11 protein-coding genes are annotated in these 16,078 nt (G+C 63.8%); 6 read left to right on the top strand and 5 right to left on the bottom strand.

The genetic code is table 11. The features are described from left to right. The first annotated feature begins 115 nt into the window (after positions 1 to 115). The 3 genes from argF (at position 116) to ppnP (ending at position 2,682) form a co-directional block, all read left to right on the top strand. Positions 116 to 1,036: an ornithine carbamoyltransferase gene (gene argF / locus IGW04_RS09295; RefSeq protein WP_194712798.1), complete on the top strand. Its 921-nt coding sequence runs from the start codon at positions 116 to 118 to the stop codon at positions 1,034 to 1,036. A 35-nt stretch (positions 1,037 to 1,071) separates the two neighbouring features. Beyond that, positions 1,072 to 2,304, top strand: coding sequence for an argininosuccinate synthase (locus tag IGW04_RS09300; RefSeq protein ID WP_194712799.1), 1,233 nt, complete (start codon positions 1,072 to 1,074; stop codon positions 2,302 to 2,304). 63 nt (positions 2,305 to 2,367) lie between these two features. Beyond that, complete coding sequence (gene ppnP, locus IGW04_RS09305; RefSeq protein WP_194712800.1) at positions 2,368 to 2,682, top strand: pyrimidine/purine nucleoside phosphorylase; 315 nt, start codon at positions 2,368 to 2,370, stop codon at positions 2,680 to 2,682. Between the two features lie 78 nt (positions 2,683 to 2,760). On the opposite strand, the gene murB is transcribed toward ppnP, so the two are convergent. Beyond that, positions 2,761 to 3,789 carry a UDP-N-acetylmuramate dehydrogenase gene (gene murB, locus IGW04_RS09310; RefSeq protein ID WP_194712801.1) on the bottom strand — a complete coding sequence of 343 codons (1,029 nt, stop codon included), beginning with the start codon at positions 3,787 to 3,789 and terminating at the stop codon, positions 2,761 to 2,763. A gap of 122 nt (positions 3,790 to 3,911) precedes the next feature. Here murB and IGW04_RS09315 point away from each other — a divergent pair, with 122 nt between their 5' ends. Next, a complete protein-coding gene (locus tag IGW04_RS09315; protein WP_194712802.1) occupies positions 3,912 to 4,397 on the top strand; it encodes a YajQ family cyclic di-GMP-binding protein in 486 nt (161 codons plus the stop codon). Next, a complete protein-coding gene (locus IGW04_RS09320; RefSeq protein ID WP_323744838.1) occupies positions 4,390 to 5,040 on the top strand; it encodes a TIGR02281 family clan AA aspartic protease in 651 nt (216 codons plus the stop codon). Before IGW04_RS09315 ends, IGW04_RS09320 begins: the two co-directional genes overlap by 8 nt. Before the next feature lie 247 nt (positions 5,041 to 5,287). Here the strand turns inward: IGW04_RS09320 and aroG are convergent, their stop codons facing one another. From aroG to IGW04_RS09340, 4 genes are all read right to left on the bottom strand, one after another. Further along, the gene (aroG, locus tag IGW04_RS09325) at positions 5,288 to 6,352 is read right to left on the bottom strand and encodes a 3-deoxy-7-phosphoheptulonate synthase AroG (protein ID WP_194712803.1); all 1,065 of its coding nucleotides are present in this window, start codon (positions 6,350 to 6,352) and stop codon (positions 5,288 to 5,290) included. Positions 6,353 to 6,604: 252 nt separating this feature from the next. Next, on the bottom strand, positions 6,605 to 8,065 hold the full coding sequence (gene tldD, locus IGW04_RS09330) for a metalloprotease TldD (RefSeq protein ID WP_194712804.1): 1,461 nt from the start codon (positions 8,063 to 8,065) through the stop codon (positions 6,605 to 6,607). Positions 8,066 to 8,188: 123 nt separating this feature from the next. Next, the gene (locus tag IGW04_RS09335; protein ID WP_194712805.1) at positions 8,189 to 8,986 is read right to left on the bottom strand and encodes a carbon-nitrogen hydrolase family protein; all 798 of its coding nucleotides are present in this window, start codon (positions 8,984 to 8,986) and stop codon (positions 8,189 to 8,191) included. After that, positions 8,983 to 13,137, bottom strand: a complete 4,155-nt coding sequence (locus IGW04_RS09340) for a YhdP family protein (protein ID WP_194712806.1) — start codon at positions 13,135 to 13,137, stop codon at positions 8,983 to 8,985. Before IGW04_RS09340 ends, IGW04_RS09335 begins: the two co-directional genes overlap by 4 nt. A gap of 128 nt (positions 13,138 to 13,265) precedes the next feature. On the opposite strand from IGW04_RS09340, the gene glnE reads away from it, so the two are divergent. Continuing rightward, a complete protein-coding gene (gene glnE, locus IGW04_RS09345; RefSeq protein WP_194712807.1) occupies positions 13,266 to 15,977 on the top strand; it encodes a bifunctional [glutamate--ammonia ligase]-adenylyl-L-tyrosine phosphorylase/[glutamate--ammonia-ligase] adenylyltransferase in 2,712 nt (903 codons plus the stop codon). The last annotated feature ends 101 nt before the right edge of the window (positions 15,978 to 16,078 follow it).

The raw sequence follows: 16,078 nt of genomic DNA on the forward strand, positions 1-16,078 counted from the left end.
CCAAAACACGGGAGTGCTGGCGCGCAGACAAGTGTCTTTTCGCAAAAAACTCACCTATAATCGGCAAATTGACGAACTCCGGCGGCAGGCGCCACCCTCGCCGCCGTTTTCATTTATGGCAATCAAACACTTTCTGCAATTCTCCGACTTCACGCTGGACGAGTTCGAGTACGTCCTTGAACGCGCTCGGCTAATCAAGCACAAGTTCAAGAATTACGAGCCCTACCATCCGCTTGAAGACCGCACGCTGGTCATGGTGTTCGAGAAGAGCTCCACCCGCACCCGGCTGTCCTTCGAAGCCGGCATGCATCAGCTGGGCGGCGCGGCCATCTACCTCAACACCCGCGACAGCCAGCTCGGCCGCGGCGAGCCGGTGGAAGACGCGGCGCAGGTGATGTCCCGCATGTGCGACATCATCATGATCCGCACCTTCGGCCAGGACATCATCGAGCGTTTCGCCGCCAATTCGCGCGTGCCGGTGATCAATGGCCTGACCAACGAGCACCATCCCTGCCAGGTGCTGGCCGACATACTCACCTACGTCGAGCACCGCGGCAGCATCGCCGGCAGGACGGTGGCCTGGATCGGCGACGCCAACAACATGCTGTATTCCTGGCTGCAGGCGGCGCAGGTGTTCGGCTTCCACCTGAACGTGTCCACGCCAGCCGGCTACGACATCGACCAGGCCCTGGTGGCGCAGGACAACCAACGCTATACGGTGTTTGCCAATCCGTCCGACGCCTGCCAGGATGCCGACCTGGTCACCACCGACGTCTGGACCAGCATGGGCTTCGAGGAAGAAAACGCCGAGCGCCTGAAGGCGTTCGACGGCTGGATCGTCGACAGCGCCAAGATGCAGCGCGCCCGTCCGGATGCGCTGTTCATGCATTGCCTGCCGGCCCACCGTGGCGAGGAAGTGTCGGCCGAAGTCATCGACGGTCCGCAGTCGGTGGTCTGGGATGAAGCGGAAAACCGGCTGCACGTGCAGAAAGCCCTGCTCGAATACCTGGTACTGGGCCGCGTGTCTGCGCAGTAATTTATTGATACTCCTGTTTTAAAGAAAGCACTCCAATGAGCGACATCAACAAAGTCGTGCTGGCCTACTCCGGCGGCCTCGACACCTCGGTCATCCTGAAATGGCTGCAGGACAACTACCACTGCGAAATCGTCACCTTCACCGCCGACCTGGGCCAGGGCGAAGAGCTTGAGCCCGCACGCCAGAAGGCGCTGAAGTTCGGCATCAAGCCGGAAAACATCTACATCGACGATGTGCGCGAAGAGTTCGTGCGCGACTTCGTGTTCCCGATGTTCCGCGCCAACACCGTCTACGAAGGCGAATACCTGCTGGGCACCTCCATCGCCCGCCCGCTGATCGCCAAGCGCCTGATCGAGATCGCCAAGGAAACCGGCGCCGACGCCATTTCCCACGGCGCCACCGGCAAGGGCAATGACCAGGTCCGCTTCGAGCTGGGCGCCTATGCGCTGATGCCGAACGTGAAGATCATCGCGCCGTGGCGCGAATGGGACCTGCTGTCGCGCGAGAAGCTGCTGAAGTACGCGGAAGACGCCGGCATCGAAGTCGACATGAAGCACAAGAACGGCGGCGCGCCCTACTCGATGGACGCCAACCTGCTGCACATCAGCTTCGAAGGCCGCCACCTGGAAAACCCGGCGGCGGAAGCCGAGGAATCGATGTGGCGCTGGACGGTCAGCCCGGAAGCGGCGCCCGACCAGGCCGAATATCTCGACATCGAATTTGAAAAAGGCGACATCGTCGCGCTGAACGGCAAGCGCCTGTCGCCGGCCGCAGTGCTGACCGAGCTCAACCGCCTCGGCGGCAAGCACGGCATCGGCCGCCTGGACCTGGTGGAAAACCGCTACGTCGGCATGAAGTCGCGCGGCTGCTATGAAACTCCGGGCGGCACCATCATGCTGCGTGCGCACCGCGCCATCGAATCGATCACCCTGGACCGCGAAGTCGCGCACCTGAAGGACGACCTGATGCCGCGCTATGCGCAGATGATCTACAGCGGCTACTGGTGGTCGCCGGAGCGCGTTGCGCTGCAGACCCTGATCGACCATACCCAGCAAAGCGTCAACGGCTGGGTGCGCGTCAAGCTGTACAAGGGCAACGTGATCGTGGTGTCGCGCGACTCCAAGACCGATTCGCTGTTCGACATGAACATCGCCACCTTCGACGAAGACGGCGGCGCCTACAACCAGGCCGATGCTGGCGGCTTCATCAAGTTGAATGCGCTGCGCATGCGCATCGCGGCAATGGCGCGGGCCAAGCGCGGCCAGTAATCCTCAAGCAGGCACAGCAAGGGACCCATGCCGGGTCCCTTTCATTTTATGGAAGGAAGCACCATGAGCGAGCAATTCGACAACGTGTCGGTCACCAAGAAGGCCAACATCTACTTCGACGGCAAGTGCGTCTCGCACACCGTCGTGATGGCCGACGGCAGCAAGAAATCGGTCGGCGTGATTTTCCCGTCCAACCTGGTGTTCAACACCGGCGCGCCGGAAATCATGGAACTCAATGCCGGCAAGTGCCGCATCCGCCTGCAGGGCGAGGATGAGTGGAAGGAATACGAAGGCGGCCAGCAGTTTAGCGTGCCGGGCAATTCCAGCTTCGACATCGTGACTCTGGAGACGCTGGACTACGTCTGCCATTTCGGCTGAACGGCGCGGCTGAACGGCAGCAACCATTGAAAAGGCGAGGCGCGCCGCGCCCTGCCTTTCATGCATCAGGCAAACGCATCAGACAAACACCGGCTCCGGTTCCAGCATCACGCCGAACCGGCGCTCGACATCCTGCCGGATCGCCGTCGCCAGCGCGACCACATCCGCCCCACGCGCCTGTCCACGGTTCACCAGCACCAGCGCCTGCTTCTCATATACGCCGGCCGCGCCCATGGTCCTGCCCTTCCAGCCGCACTGATCGATCAGCCATCCCGCCGCCAGCTTGTAGCTGCCGTCGCCCTGCGCATAGCTCACCAGTTGCGGATGTGCTGCCAGCAGGGCATCGCGCCGGGCGGATGACACTACCGGGTTCTTGAAGAAGCTGCCGGCATTGCCGATGACGGCCGGGTCGGGCAGCTTGCGCTGCCGGATTGCGATCACCGCCTTGCCGATGTCTGCCGGCCGCAGCGCAAGCAGACCGCGCGCCGCGACTTCCTGGGCCAGTTCGGCATAGCGCAGATTGGGCTGCCAGGCCTTGGGCAAAGCAAAGGTCACGTCGAGGATCACGGCACGGTGGCGCAGTCGGTGCTTGAAGACGCTGTCGCGGTAGCCGAATTCGCATGCGGCGCGATCCAGGGTCAACAGCTCGCCGGTCTCGAAATCGAATGCGGTCAGGGAATGGAAGCAGTCCTTCAGTTCGCTGCCGTAGGCGCCGATGTTCTGTATCGGTGAGGCGCCGACGCTGCCCGGTATCAGCGACAGGTTTTCCATGCCGCCCAGGCCATGGGCCAATGTCCATTGCACCAGGCCATGCCAGTTCTCGCCGGCGGCGGCGCGCACCAGCGTGGCCCCGGCATTTTCGCCGACGATGGCGATGCCCTGCCCGCGCATGTGCAGCACCAGGCCGGGAAAATCGCCGGTCAGCAGAAGATTGCTGCCGCCGCCCAGCACCAGCCGCGGCAGGCCGCGCAGCGCCGGGTCGTCGCGCACGGCGCGCAGGTCGTCGGCGCCATGCACCGGCAGCAGCAGCCGGGCGCTGGCATCGATGCCAAAAGTGTTGAAGGGGCGCAGCGATACGCCGGATTGCAGGTCGGGAACGGAAGCCATAGGCGGGGGATTATAGCCGGGCCGATTCTAGCCACCCGGTTTTTTGTCCGCTAGAATGACCGCCCGCATATCAATCCAGCAACCCATACGGCGCCGCCAGCCGCGCCAGCAAAGGACATTCCATGCCATCGTTCGACGTAGTATCCGAAGCCAACCTGGTGGAAGTGCGCAATGCGCTCGACCAGGCCAACAAGGAAATCTCGACCCGCTTCGACTTCAAGGGCAGCGACGCCCGCATCGAGCAGAAGGAACATGAACTGACCGCCTATGCCGACAGCGACTTCCAGCTGGGCCAGGTGCGCGACGTGCTCACCGCCAAGCTGACCAAGCGCAGCGTGGACGTGCGCTTCCTTGACATCGGCAAGGTCGAGAAGATCGGCGGCGACAAGGTCAAGCAGATCATCAAGATCCGCAAGGGCATCGAGTCCGACGCCGCCAAGAAGATCGTGCGCCTCATCAAGGACAGCAAGATGAAGGTGCAGGCCAGCATCCAGGGCGAAGCGGTGCGCGTGACCGGCGCCAAGCGCGACGACCTGCAAGCCAGCATGGCGCTGCTGCGCAAGGAAGTGGCCGACCTGCCGCTCGAATTCAACAACTTCCGTGACTGAAGGCGCAACCAGGCCGTTGCGCGCGGCTGTGCTGGCGCTGCTGTGCGCGCTGCCGGCGGCGCGGGCAGCCGACGTCAGCGTGGTCGGCCTGTTTCGGGGCAAGGCGGTGCTGGTGGTCGACGGCGCCGGCCCGCGTACCTATGCGGTGGGCAGCAGCGTGGCAAGCGGCGTACGCCTGGTGGCGGCTGACCAGAATGGCGCGACGCTGGAGACCAATGGCCGGCGCGAGACGATCGCGCTGGGCAGCCACGTCAATCGCCAGCCTGCCGCCACGCAGGCCAGCGCGGTGCTGCAGGCCGACGGCCGCGGCCATTTCTTCGCCGAAACCGTGGTCAATGGCAAGCCGGTGCGCATGCTGGTCGACACCGGCGCATCGCTGATTGCGCTGCCCGCGTCGGACGCGCAGCGCATGGGCATCGATTACCGGCGTGGACAGCCGGCCATGGTCAGCACCGCCAACGGCATGGCGCCGGCCTACCGCGTCCGGCTCGATACGGTGCGCGTTGGCGACCTGGAACTGAACCAGGTCGATGCGCTGGTGCAGGAACAGGGCCTGCCGCTGGCATTGCTGGGCATGTCCTTCCTGAACCGGACGGAAATGCGGCGCAGCGGCGAGCAGATGACGCTGCAGAAGCGCTACTGAGGGCGTCCCTGAAATGCCTACGTAGGGTGCAATACCCGAAGGGCATTGCACCATGGGCCATGAAATAACGACGGCCTGCGCAGAGCCTTCCCTTGGTCGACCATCCGGTGGAATGCCCCTTCGGGGTATTCCACCCTACGACTGCTGCAGGCATCGCTGTCACGGCGCGATCGACGGCGCATTGAAAAAAGCCGCGCCAAGCGAAAAGCCGCTTGCCCGGCCCTGTTCAACGCAGCGCATCGCTCCCTTATTCCTCTTCCACATGCAGCCGCCGCTGGCGTACCGCCTCGGCCAGGCCTTCCAGCACCCGCACGCTGCTGTCCCAGTCGATGCAGCCGTCCGTGATCGACTGGCCATAGGTGAGTTCCTTGCCCGGCACCAGGTCCTGGCGACCGGCCACCAGATGGGATTCCACCATCACGCCGACGATGCGGGTATCGCCGCGCGCTACCTGGGAAGCAATGTCGGCGCACACCGGCACCTGGTTTTCCGGCTTCTTCGAGCTGTTGGCATGGGAGGCGTCGATCATCACCCGCGCCGCCAGGCCATTGGCGGCGATCGCCTTGCAGGCTTCCTCCACGCTGGCCGCGTCGTAGTTGGGCGCCTTGCCGCCGCGCAGGATGATGTGGCAATCCTCATTGCCGCCAGTGGAAACGATGGCCGAGTGGCCGCCCTTGGTCACCGACAGGAAATGATGCGGCTGCGACGCGGCCTTGATCGCGTCGACGGCGATCTTGATGTTGCCATCGGTGCCGTTCTTGAAGCCCACCGGGCAGGACAGGCCGGACGCCAGTTCACGATGCACCTGGGACTCGGTGGTGCGGGCGCCGATCGCGCCCCAGCTGATCAGGTCGGCCACATACTGCGGACTGATCATGTCGAGGAATTCGGTGCCGGCCGGCAGGCCCAGTTCGTTGATGTTCAGCAGCAGTTCGCGGGCCATGCGCAGGCCGTCGTTGATGCGGAAGCTGTTGTCCATGTAGGGGTCGTTGATCAGGCCTTTCCAGCCCACCGTTGTGCGCGGCTTTTCGAAATACACCCGCATCACGATTTCCAGGTCGCCCTTGAAGCGCTCGCGCTCGGCGGCCAGGCGATGCGCATATTCCATGGCGGCATCGGTGTCATGGATCGAGCATGGCCCGATCACGACCATCATGCGGTCGTCCTGGCCGTGCAGGATGCGATGCAGCGCGTTGCGCGACTCGGCAACCACGGTCGCGGCCTTGTCCGAACACGCGAATTCGCGGATCAGATGAGAGGGGGGAAGCAGTTCTTTCAATTCTCGTATGCGTAAGTCATCGGTGCGCGGCATGTTTTCTCCAGTCCAGGTTCTTCAGTCTGTAAAACGAAAAAACCGCCATCGCTGGCGGTTTTGTCAGAATCTCGGTTTGTTTCGTTCGTCTTGCTTTTACGTGAACTTACCGCTTTTCCACCGCCTTGGGGCTGGAATAGCTAAAGTAAAAATAAAAGTGAAAACGGGCGAAGGTCATGAGTCAAGCGCTTGCTGTGAAAAATTCCGGGTCAATAGTGCAGCAAATCTTCCGGTTTGGCAAGCGCCTATCGATCAGGCGGTGCCGCCGACGGTAACGCCGTCGATGCGCAGCGTCGGTTGCCCAACGCCCACCGGCACGCTCTGCCCTTCCTTGCCGCAGACGCCGATGCCGGAATCGAGCCGCATGTCGTTGCCGATCATCGAAACCCGGTTCAACACATCCGGCCCGTTGCCGATCAGCGTCGCGCCCTTGACCGGATAGGTCACCTTGCCATCCTCGATCATGTAGGCCTCGCTGGCCGAGAACACGAACTTGCCGTTGGTGATGTCAACCTGGCCGCCGCCAAAGTTGACCGCATACAGGCCATTCTTTACCGATGCGATGATTTCCTGCGGATCGCGGTCGCCGCCCAGCATGTAGGTGTTGGTCATGCGCGGCATCGGCAGATGGGCGAAGGATTCGCGCCGGGCATTGCCGGTGACCGGCATTTTCATCAGGCGGGCGTTCATGGTGTCCTGGATATAGCCTTTCAGGATGCCGTCCTCGATCAGCGTGGTGCACTGGGTCGGGTTGCCTTCGTCGTCGATATTGAGCGAGCCGCGGCGGTCGGCCAGGGTGCCGTCGTCGACCACGGTCACCCCCTTTGCGGCGACCCGGTCGCCGATGCGGCCGGAAAACGCGCTGGAGCCCTTGCGGTTGAAATCGCCCTCCAGCCCGTGGCCGATGGCTTCATGCAGCAGCACGCCGGGCCAGCCGGGGCCAAGCACGACCGTCATCGGGCCGGCCGGCGCCGGACGGGAATCGAGGTTGACCAGGGCAGACGCCACCGCTTCGGAGGCATAGGTTTCCAGCATCTGGTCGGTGAAATAGGCATAGCTGTAGCGACCGCCGCCGCCGGAACTGCCCATCTCGCGCCGGCCGTTCTGCTCGGCGATCACGGTGACGGACAGGCGCACCAGGGGCCGGATGTCGGCGGCCAGCACGCCGTCGCTGCGCACCACCAGCACCACGTCGTATTCACCGGCCAGGCCAGCCATCACCTGCACCACCCGCGGATCCTTGGAACGGGCAATCCGCTCGACGCGCTCCAGCAGCCTGACCTTTTCGGTCGCATCCAGCGAACTCAGCGGATCATGCGGCAGGTACAGCGAACGGCCGCCCGACGGCTGAACCCTGGCGGCGACCTTGACCCGGCCGGCGCCCTGGCGGGCAATGGTGCGGGTGGCGGCTGCCGCTTCCAGCAGCGCCGGTTCGGAGATGTCATCTGAATAGGAAAACGCGGTGCGCTCGCCGGAAATGGCGCGTACGCCCACGCCCTGGTCGATGGAAAAGCTGCCGGTCTTGACGATGCCCTCCTCCAGGCTCCAGCCCTCGCTCTTGGTGAACTGGAAATACAGGTCGGCATAATCCACCTTGTGGGTGAACATGGTGCCCAGCACATGGATCAGCCGCGATTCATCGAGGCCGAACGGCGTCAGCAGCACGTCGCGGGCGAGAGACAGGGTCTGGATGTTGGGTTCGAATGGTTTCATGGTGTGAAAAGTGATCTGGGCTGAACTGGGCCGGACTGGCTGAACCGGACGGGAAACGTCGTCGAAATTTCCCACACAGATTAACCGATTGCCGCGCTTTATGTGGACAGGAGGATCAGTGGATCAAAGCACCCGATGGTTCAGCGCCGGCAGGTTGGCGCGCACGGTGTCGAGCGCGCCGGCATCGAAGTCGCCGCAGACCACACCCTCGCCTTCCGGCAGCACCGCTTTAATATCGCCCCATGGATCGATCAGCATGCTGTGGCCCCAGGTACGGCGGCCGTTCGGATGGCGGCCGCCCTGGGCAGCGGCCAGCACGTAGCACTGGTTTTCGATCGCGCGGGCGCGCAACAGGATTTCCCAGTGCGCCTGGCCGGTGGTCCAGGTGAAGGCAGATGGCACCACGATCAGATTGCATCGCCCCATGGCCCGGTAGAGTTCCGGGAAGCGCAGGTCGTAGCAGACCGACAGCCCGACCCGGCCCAGCGGCGTCTCCAGGGTCTGTATTTCCCGCCCCGGTGCGATGGTGCGGGATTCGTTATAGCTTTCCTCGCCGCGGGTGAAGCCGAACAGGTGGATCTTGTCGTAGCGGCCGGCGCAGCCGCCGTCCGGTCCGTAGGCCAGCAGCGTGTTGAGCACCTTGCCCGGCTCGGCGGCGACCAGCGGCATGGTGCCGCCGATCAGCCAGATGCCGAATTCGCGCGCCATCGACGCCATCGCATCCTGGATCGGGCCGGCGCCTGGCTGTTCGGCCACCGCCAGCTTGTCGTTTTCATGCATGCCGAAAATCGGCCAGTATTCCGGCAGAAGCACCAGGCTCGCGCCCTCCTGCGCGGCGCGGCCGACCAGGCGGCGCGCTGTCGCCGTATTCTCAGCCACGTCGGGCGTGGAAATCATCTGTATCGCAGCGATCTTTTTCATCTTGCCTGCTTCCCCTGCTTGTCTGCGGCGGCCCCGGCCATCGCATTCGGTTTGCGGTTGTGACGGTCGACCTTGCTGATCGCCGGGTCTTTCCAGGAACCGGCGATCTGGTACTCCATTGTAAAGGCGGCGGTCAGCGGGTCGCGCAGCACCAGTTGCGCAAGAAAGGTGCCGAGACCGATCACGGGGTTGACCATCAGGCCATAAGCGACGGAGGCAGCGCCCACGTTGATCTCGGGCAACACCACCACGTTCAGGTTCTGGGTTTCCTTGACGATGTCGACCGAGCCGTCGATCAGCACCGCCGCCGTGACGCTGCGCATCTTGAAGTTGTCGGTGTACATCACGCCATGGCTGATGCTGGCATTGGCCACCACGCCGTCGAAGGCGAAGCCCTCGGAAAACAGGTCGCGGAAGTCCAGGGTCAGGCGACGCGGCAGGGATTGCAGGCTCAAGACGCCAAGCAGCTTGGCTGCGCCCGGGTCCACCTTCAGGAACTGCCCGGCCGCCATGTCGAGCTGCATCTGGCCGGACAGGCTGGCCATGTCGATCGAGAACGGCAGGCCGACCCAGTTCAGGTCGCCCTGCATGGTGCCGCGGCCGCCACGCAGCACATTGGCGAAGCCGAAGCGTTCCAGCAGCCGGCCGGCATCCGCGACATCGAGCTTGTAGTTCAGGCTGGACGCGTTCTGGCCATTGCGGATGATCCATTTGCCGGTGGCGTTGAGCGCACCGTCGGGATTGGCGATCGACAGCCTGCTGATCTGCCATTCCCGCTGTCCATTGACCCGGGCATTGTTGGCGGCCAGTTCCAGCCTGCCCATTTTCTTGCCGCCGAGCTCGAACCGGTCGGCGATGATGTCCAGCGCCGGAATCTGCGTGGTGACGCTTTTTTCTTCGGTCAGATCGGACACGTCCGATGATGAAGCCTGCGGAATGATCAGCGAGGCCAGCCGGGCGCTCACCTTGCCCAGGCCACGGCCCGAACGCGACTCGCTCCAGGACACATGGCCGCTGGCCTGGGCCGAGTCGATGTTGGCCTGCCAGGCATTGTCGTCATGGGAGGCGCCGACCACCACGTTTTCCAGCTTCCTGCCCATGATGATCAGTTCGGTCGCGCGCGCAGCCAGGATGTCGGGGTCGACATACTGGCCCATGTCGCTGTCGCCCGCGCGCTTGCCGCCGTCTCCGCTATCGCCGCTCTTGTCGCCGACGATGGACGATGCGGTGGCGCGCCAGGCGTCGGCATCCAGCCGGTCTACCGCCAGGTTGGCGACCAGTCCGCTGTCCGGCTGCGGCGCGGGCGCATTCACGCCGATGCCGCCGCGCACCACCTGCCATGCCGCCTGCCTGTCGTCCTGCTTGCGGCGGCTGTAGCGGGCTTCCATCATCCGGCCCAGCGTCAGCCTGAGTTCATCGCGCAGTTCGGCGCCCTGGCTGGAGGGCGCCGCTGACATGTCGAACCGGAAGGGCAAGGCATCGGCGCCGGCTTTCTTCAGCGGCGCCGGAAAGTCCAGGCCCAGGCCCTGCAGGCTGGACTCCACCACGATTTCCGGACGCTTGTTCTTCACGTTGATCTGGGCGCTGTAGCGGCTGCCGCCGCTGACATGCCCCAGCAGCCGCTGCATGGTCGGCGCCGGATAGGTGGCGCGCAGGCCGTCCGCCGTCATCGCACCCTCTGCGCGGATGGCGATCGTGCCGTCGCGCTGGCTGCCGCCGGTCACGCCGGCCTGGCCGCCCAGGAAAGCGGTGCGTATGCCGTTGAGCGAGAAGCCCTTTTCATGAAACTTCAGTTCGCCGGCGGTTTGCAGCAGCGGTGGAATCGCTGGCTGCAGCACGATGTCATTGTTCTGGAACTGCAGCGTGCCCTGCACCTTGGTCTCCTTCATCTGCGCCAGCGGCAGTTGCAGCCTGAGCGCCAGCCTGGCGTCACCGCTGCCCTGGCTTTCCTCGGTGAAGTGGCCTATCCATTCCGCCACCGGGCTGTTCCTGGTGAACTGCAGGAAGTCCTGCAGCGCGCCGCTGGCCGCGCCCCGTATGTCCAGCACATGCGCATGATCGGCGAGGTCGGCGATCACCGCATCCACATTGCTCAGCCTGACCTTGCTGGTCTGGGCGCTGTCCGCGTGGATTTCCATGCGGCTGCGCTCGAACGTGAATTTGCCGTTGATCCTTTCCAGCAGCGGCCACAGCGGCCGGGAGGCATCGTCGGCGAGGTCGCCGGGCGTGTAGTTGAGACGGCCCTCCTCGATATTTCCGGTGACCAGGAACTGGCCCTTCTGGCGCTGAGCGGCTGAGAAGGGAAAATGTGCCAGGTCGCCTTTCAGCACCAGCGCAACATCCCGGGCATGGCCTGCCTCCAGCGCGCCGGTCAGCCAGCCCCGCAGCTTGGGCGGGGTGGCAAGCGGCAGGAAACGACCAATCTCCGCCACGTTGAAGCCGTCGAGCTTGCCGGTCAGGTCCGCGGTGCCCGGCCCCGCGATATGGCCATCGACCAGGCTGGCCTGGTACTTGCCTCCCAACTGGCCCGTCATGCCCTGCCGGCTGAACTGCAGATGGCCGACATCGACCTGCAACTGCTGCTGGCGTCTTGCCCAGTTCGCCTGCAGCGCCAGGGTGTCGAACGGGAGCGCCGCTTCCGACAGCAGGCCCGGCAGATGCAGGGTGGCGTCGGTCGATGCCAGCGTGATTCCGCCGCCGTGTTCGCTGGCGTCGATGCTGCCGGTGAGATTGGCAAAGCCCGGGGTGGCGCGCTGCTCGTCTTTCGCGGGCCGCGGCGCGATTGACAGGCCGCTGAACCGGCCCTTGACCTGGTAGGCGGAAATTTCCGGGAACTCGCCCTGCCAACTGGCCGTGAAATCCTGCAGCCTGCCGCGTGGCGCGATGTCGGCCAGCAGATGGCGCCGGGTTTCGTCCAGCGGCAGGCGTCCGACGAAACTGGCAATGGTCTCCAGATCAAGGAGCGTGGCGCGCACTTCGGTGCGCGCTGGTGTCTGTTCGGTCGCGGCGACATGGGTTTCGCTGATGGTCGTGGGCGGCAGCCTCAGGCCATCGTCGGTTTCCATCGAAAAATCGGTGAGCGCAATGGCGTGGCCGAAAACCCCCAGCGTCGGCACGCCGTCTTCACCGCCGCCCAGCACTTCGCTGGCGGAAATGCGGCCCTGCGCCTGTTTCAGGCTGAGCGGTTCGAGTTCGGGCGCAAGCCGGGCCCACAGGCTGGTCAGCGCCAGGTCGGCAGTGAAACCGGCCACCCTGGCCTGATCGAAATCCAGCCAGGCACGGACCGCGCCCTTGCCTTCGCGCAGCTCGACCGGGTAATCGATGTAAGGACGCCAGCGTGCCAGCTCGGTGTCGCGCCAGTCGGCATAGAGGGTGCCGGTCCAGCGCCGCACATCCGAGATGCGGCGCGCAAACGACGGATGGCTGAAGTCGGCGCGCACGTCCATCGGCGCGCCCAGTTCGGCCGGCGGCGTTGCCTTGAACGCGAAACGATGATGCCGCCACTGGTTGCGCAACAGGAAATCCACCTTTTCCAGCCGCAACTCGGGTGCGCCGCGCTGCGCGTCGCGCCACCGGATCCAGCCATTGCGCACCACGATCTCGCGCTGCGACAGCAACCATTCCAGTCCCCTGCCATCTTCCGCGCCGCCCTTGTCGATGTCGACGCCGCCAACGGACAGGACGCCCTCCGCGCTGCGCTCCACTTCCACATCCGGACGGTCGACCTGCAGGAAGTTCAGGCGCAGGTCGGCCACCATCAGCGACGTCCAGGACAGCGTGGCAGACACTTGCGGCAGGCTGAGCGCCGCCTGGCCATTGCGGTTGTGCACCACGACATCATTGAGCACCAGATGCGGATTCAGGCCATGCCAGGAGGCGTGAATGGTGGATATGCTGACCGGCCGTGATAGCGCCTTGCTGGCCATCTGTTCAACATTCGGCTTGTAGCGGTCGATATTGGGCAAAACAACGTAGCGCAGCACCAGCACCGTGCTGCAAAACAGGAAATACAGCACCAGCAATCCGGTGAATGCCAGGCTCAATGCGTGATGCGTCATCCGGTTCAATACCCGGTATCCAAAGCGGATGCGCCGCCAGGCATGGGATGCCCAGTTGGCGATGCGATGGAAGAAGGCGCGTTGAGTAGACATCGGAACCGGGGAAAAACGAACGGACATGCAAAAAAGACAGCGCATGTTCTCATGGATGGCAGCGATTCGCCGCCGGAAACCGCAAACCGCCCTAAAATAGCGAGTCCATTTTCCCAGCGAGATTTCCCTTGGTCAACACCACCGCCTCCCGTTTCCTTGCCCGCTGGCGTCAGGCCGACGACAGCCGGCCGGCGCAACTTGCGCAAGCCGCGGCCGCACCGCTGACAGCCGACCGGTTCGCGCAACTGCTGCAAGAGGAAACCGATGCCGGCATGCCATTGCCGCGCGCGATGCGCCGGGTGCGCAACCTGGTGATTGCCACCCTGATTACCCGTGACCTCGGCGGCCAGGCGGATCTTGCTGAAGTCGTGGAGACCATGTCCCGCTTCGCCGACTTCGCCGTGAATACCCATCTGCAGGCCTTGACCTGCGATATGCGGGCGCTGTACGGCACGCCGGTTGGCGATGAGTCCGGCAAGGTGCAGGAAATGATCGTGCTGGGCATGGGCAAGCTGGGCGGTGACGAACTCAATGTGTCGTCCGATATCGACCTGATCTTCGTTTACCCGGAAGACGGCGAAACGGTGACCGACCAACCCGGCCAGCGGCAGCTATCGAATCATGAATTCTTCATCCGCCTGGGCAAGAAGCTGATCGGCGACCTGTCCGAAATCACCGAGGATGGCTTTACCTTCCGGGTCGACATGGCGCTGCGGCCGAACGGCGCTTCCGGCCCGCTGGTGGCCAGTTTCAACATGGTGGAGGAATATCTGATCGTGCAGGGCCGGGAATGGGAACGCTATGCCTGGGTCAAGGCCCGTGCGCTCACCGGCAATGAGGAAGATATTTCGACCTTGGACAATATCGTGCAGCCCTTTGTCTACAGGCGGTATTTGGACTTCAGTTCGATTGACGCAATGCGCAACATGCATGCCCAGATCCGCGCGGAAGTACGGCGCCAGGAAGCACGCCATCCGGAACGCAGTCACAATGTGAAGCTGGGCCGCGGCGGCATAAGGGAAATCGAATTCCTGGCCCAGGTTTTCCAGCTGATACGCGGCGGACGCGAACTGGAATTGCGCGATCGTTCCACCCGCAGGACGCTGGATGTGCTGGCCCAGAAGCGCCTGCTGGGCGAACATGAAGTCGAGCAGTTGCAGCATGCCTATGTCTTCCTGCGCAACCTGGAACACCGGCTGCAATACCTGGACGATGCCCAGACCCATACCCTGCCGGCCAATGAAGAAGACCGGCTGACGATTGCAAATATGGCGGGCTTTGAGGACATCCCCGCGCTGATGGCCGAATTGCAAATCCATCGTTCGATCGTCGCCAAGCAATTCGATGACATGTTCAGCGAAAAGAAGCCGGCGCAAGCGGAGGAAGACAGCGCCGTCTCCGGACCCGACCTGTCCGCAGTACTGACTGATGGCGATACCGAAGAAACGATCACCGCCCACCTGACGGCACTTCAATATGACAACCCGCTGATTGCGGCACGCCGCCTGAATAATCTCTGGACCTCGCCGCGCTTGCAGGCCATGCCCGAGAGCAGCCGCAACCTGATGGTTTCGCTGGTCAACAGTGCGCTGCCGGCGATTGCCGCGATTGCCGACGACAGATCGGCCACGTTGGGCCGGCTGCTCGATTTCTTCGATACGATTGCCCGCCGCGCATCCTACCTCGCCTTGCTGACCGAATATCCGCAGGCCCTGCAACGGGTGATCCGGATGATGGCTGCCAGCGAATGGGCGGCCGGTTACCTGACCCGGCATCCCCTGCTGCTGGATGAACTGCTGGATGATCAGACCTTGCGCTCACCGCCGGACTGGGCGGCATTCGCTGCCGAATGCCAGCGGCAACTGGATGCGGTGCCGGGTGACACCGAGCGCCAGATGGATGTGCTGCGTGAATTGCATCATGCGCAGCTGCTGCGCCTGCTGGCGCAGGACCTGGAAGGCGACCTGACCGTCGAACGGCTGGCCGACCATCTTTCCAGCCTGGCCGATGTGCTGGTCAACGCCACCGTCACGGCAGCCTGGCAGACGGTGCGCACCCGCCATCGGGAAGTGCCGCGGTTTGCGGTGATCGCCTATGGCAAGCTGGGCGGCAAGGAACTGGGTTATGCATCCGACCTGGACGTGGTGTTCCTGTACGACGATGACGACCCCGAAGCGCCGGGCAATTACGCCCGCCTGGCCCAGCGTTTCATCACCTGGATGACCAGCCACACGCCGGCCGGCATCCTGTTCGATGTCGATATCGCGTTGCGCCCGGATGGCGCCAGCGGCCTGATCTGTTCCTCCATCACCTCGTTCGAGAAATACCAGCTGTCTTCCGCCTGGGTCTGGGAACACCAGGCCCTGACCCGCGCCCGGTTCTGCGCCGGCGATGAAGAGATAGGCCAGCGCTTCGAGCAGCTGCGCGAGCGGGTGTTGCGGCTGCCGCGCGACCCGGACAAGCTCAAGCAGGAAATCCTGTCCATGCGCAGGAAAATGCATGACGCCCATCCCAACCGCTCGCCCATGTTCGACCTGAAGCATGATGAAGGCGGCATGATCGACATCGAATTCATGGTGCAGTTCCTGGTGCTGCGCCATGCCGCGCAACATCCCGAACTGACGGCGGACATCGGCAACATCGCCCTGTTGAAACTATGCGGCCAGCTAGGCCTGATCGATCACGCGCTGGCGCAGCCAGTGGCGGACGCATACAGGAAGTTCCGGCGCCTGCAGCATCAGATCCGGCTGCAGGGCGAAGAACGGGCCAGGGTCGCGCCGGAGCGTATCGCCCAGGAGCGTGGTGACGTAGAGGCCTTGTATCAGCAGGTGTTTGCTTGAGTGGGGCCAGGTTTGCGGCGTGATAGCCGCCCAATAGCATTCCATGAGCCATCCGGAAAGCACCTCGCGGCCGGCCAATACAGTGCCTCGTGTTGCCGGAA

The organism is Noviherbaspirillum soli (assembly GCF_015352955.1).
Taxonomy (GTDB): Bacteria; Pseudomonadota; Gammaproteobacteria; order Burkholderiales; family Burkholderiaceae_D; genus Noviherbaspirillum_A; species Noviherbaspirillum_A soli.

Bases quoted from the DNA above. Each gene is read 5' to 3' on its own strand.
- argF (WP_194712798.1), top strand. From the start codon at position 116: ATGGCAATCAAACACTTTCTGCAATTCTCCGACTTCACGCTGGACGAG.
- IGW04_RS09300 (WP_194712799.1), top strand. From the start codon at position 1,072: ATGAGCGACATCAACAAAGTCGTGCTGGCCTACTCCGGCGGCCTCGAC.
- ppnP (WP_194712800.1), top strand. From the start codon at position 2,368: ATGAGCGAGCAATTCGACAACGTGTCGGTCACCAAGAAGGCCAACATC.
- murB (WP_194712801.1), bottom strand. From the start codon at position 3,789: ATGGCTTCCGTTCCCGACCTGCAATCCGGCGTATCGCTGCGCCCCTTC.
- IGW04_RS09315 (WP_194712802.1), top strand. From the start codon at position 3,912: ATGCCATCGTTCGACGTAGTATCCGAAGCCAACCTGGTGGAAGTGCGC.
- aroG (WP_194712803.1), bottom strand. From the start codon at position 6,352: ATGCCGCGCACCGATGACTTACGCATACGAGAATTGAAAGAACTGCTT.
- tldD (WP_194712804.1), bottom strand. From the start codon at position 8,065: ATGAAACCATTCGAACCCAACATCCAGACCCTGTCTCTCGCCCGCGAC.
- IGW04_RS09335 (WP_194712805.1), bottom strand. From the start codon at position 8,986: ATGAAAAAGATCGCTGCGATACAGATGATTTCCACGCCCGACGTGGCT.
- IGW04_RS09340 (WP_194712806.1), bottom strand. From the start codon at position 13,137: ATGTCTACTCAACGCGCCTTCTTCCATCGCATCGCCAACTGGGCATCC.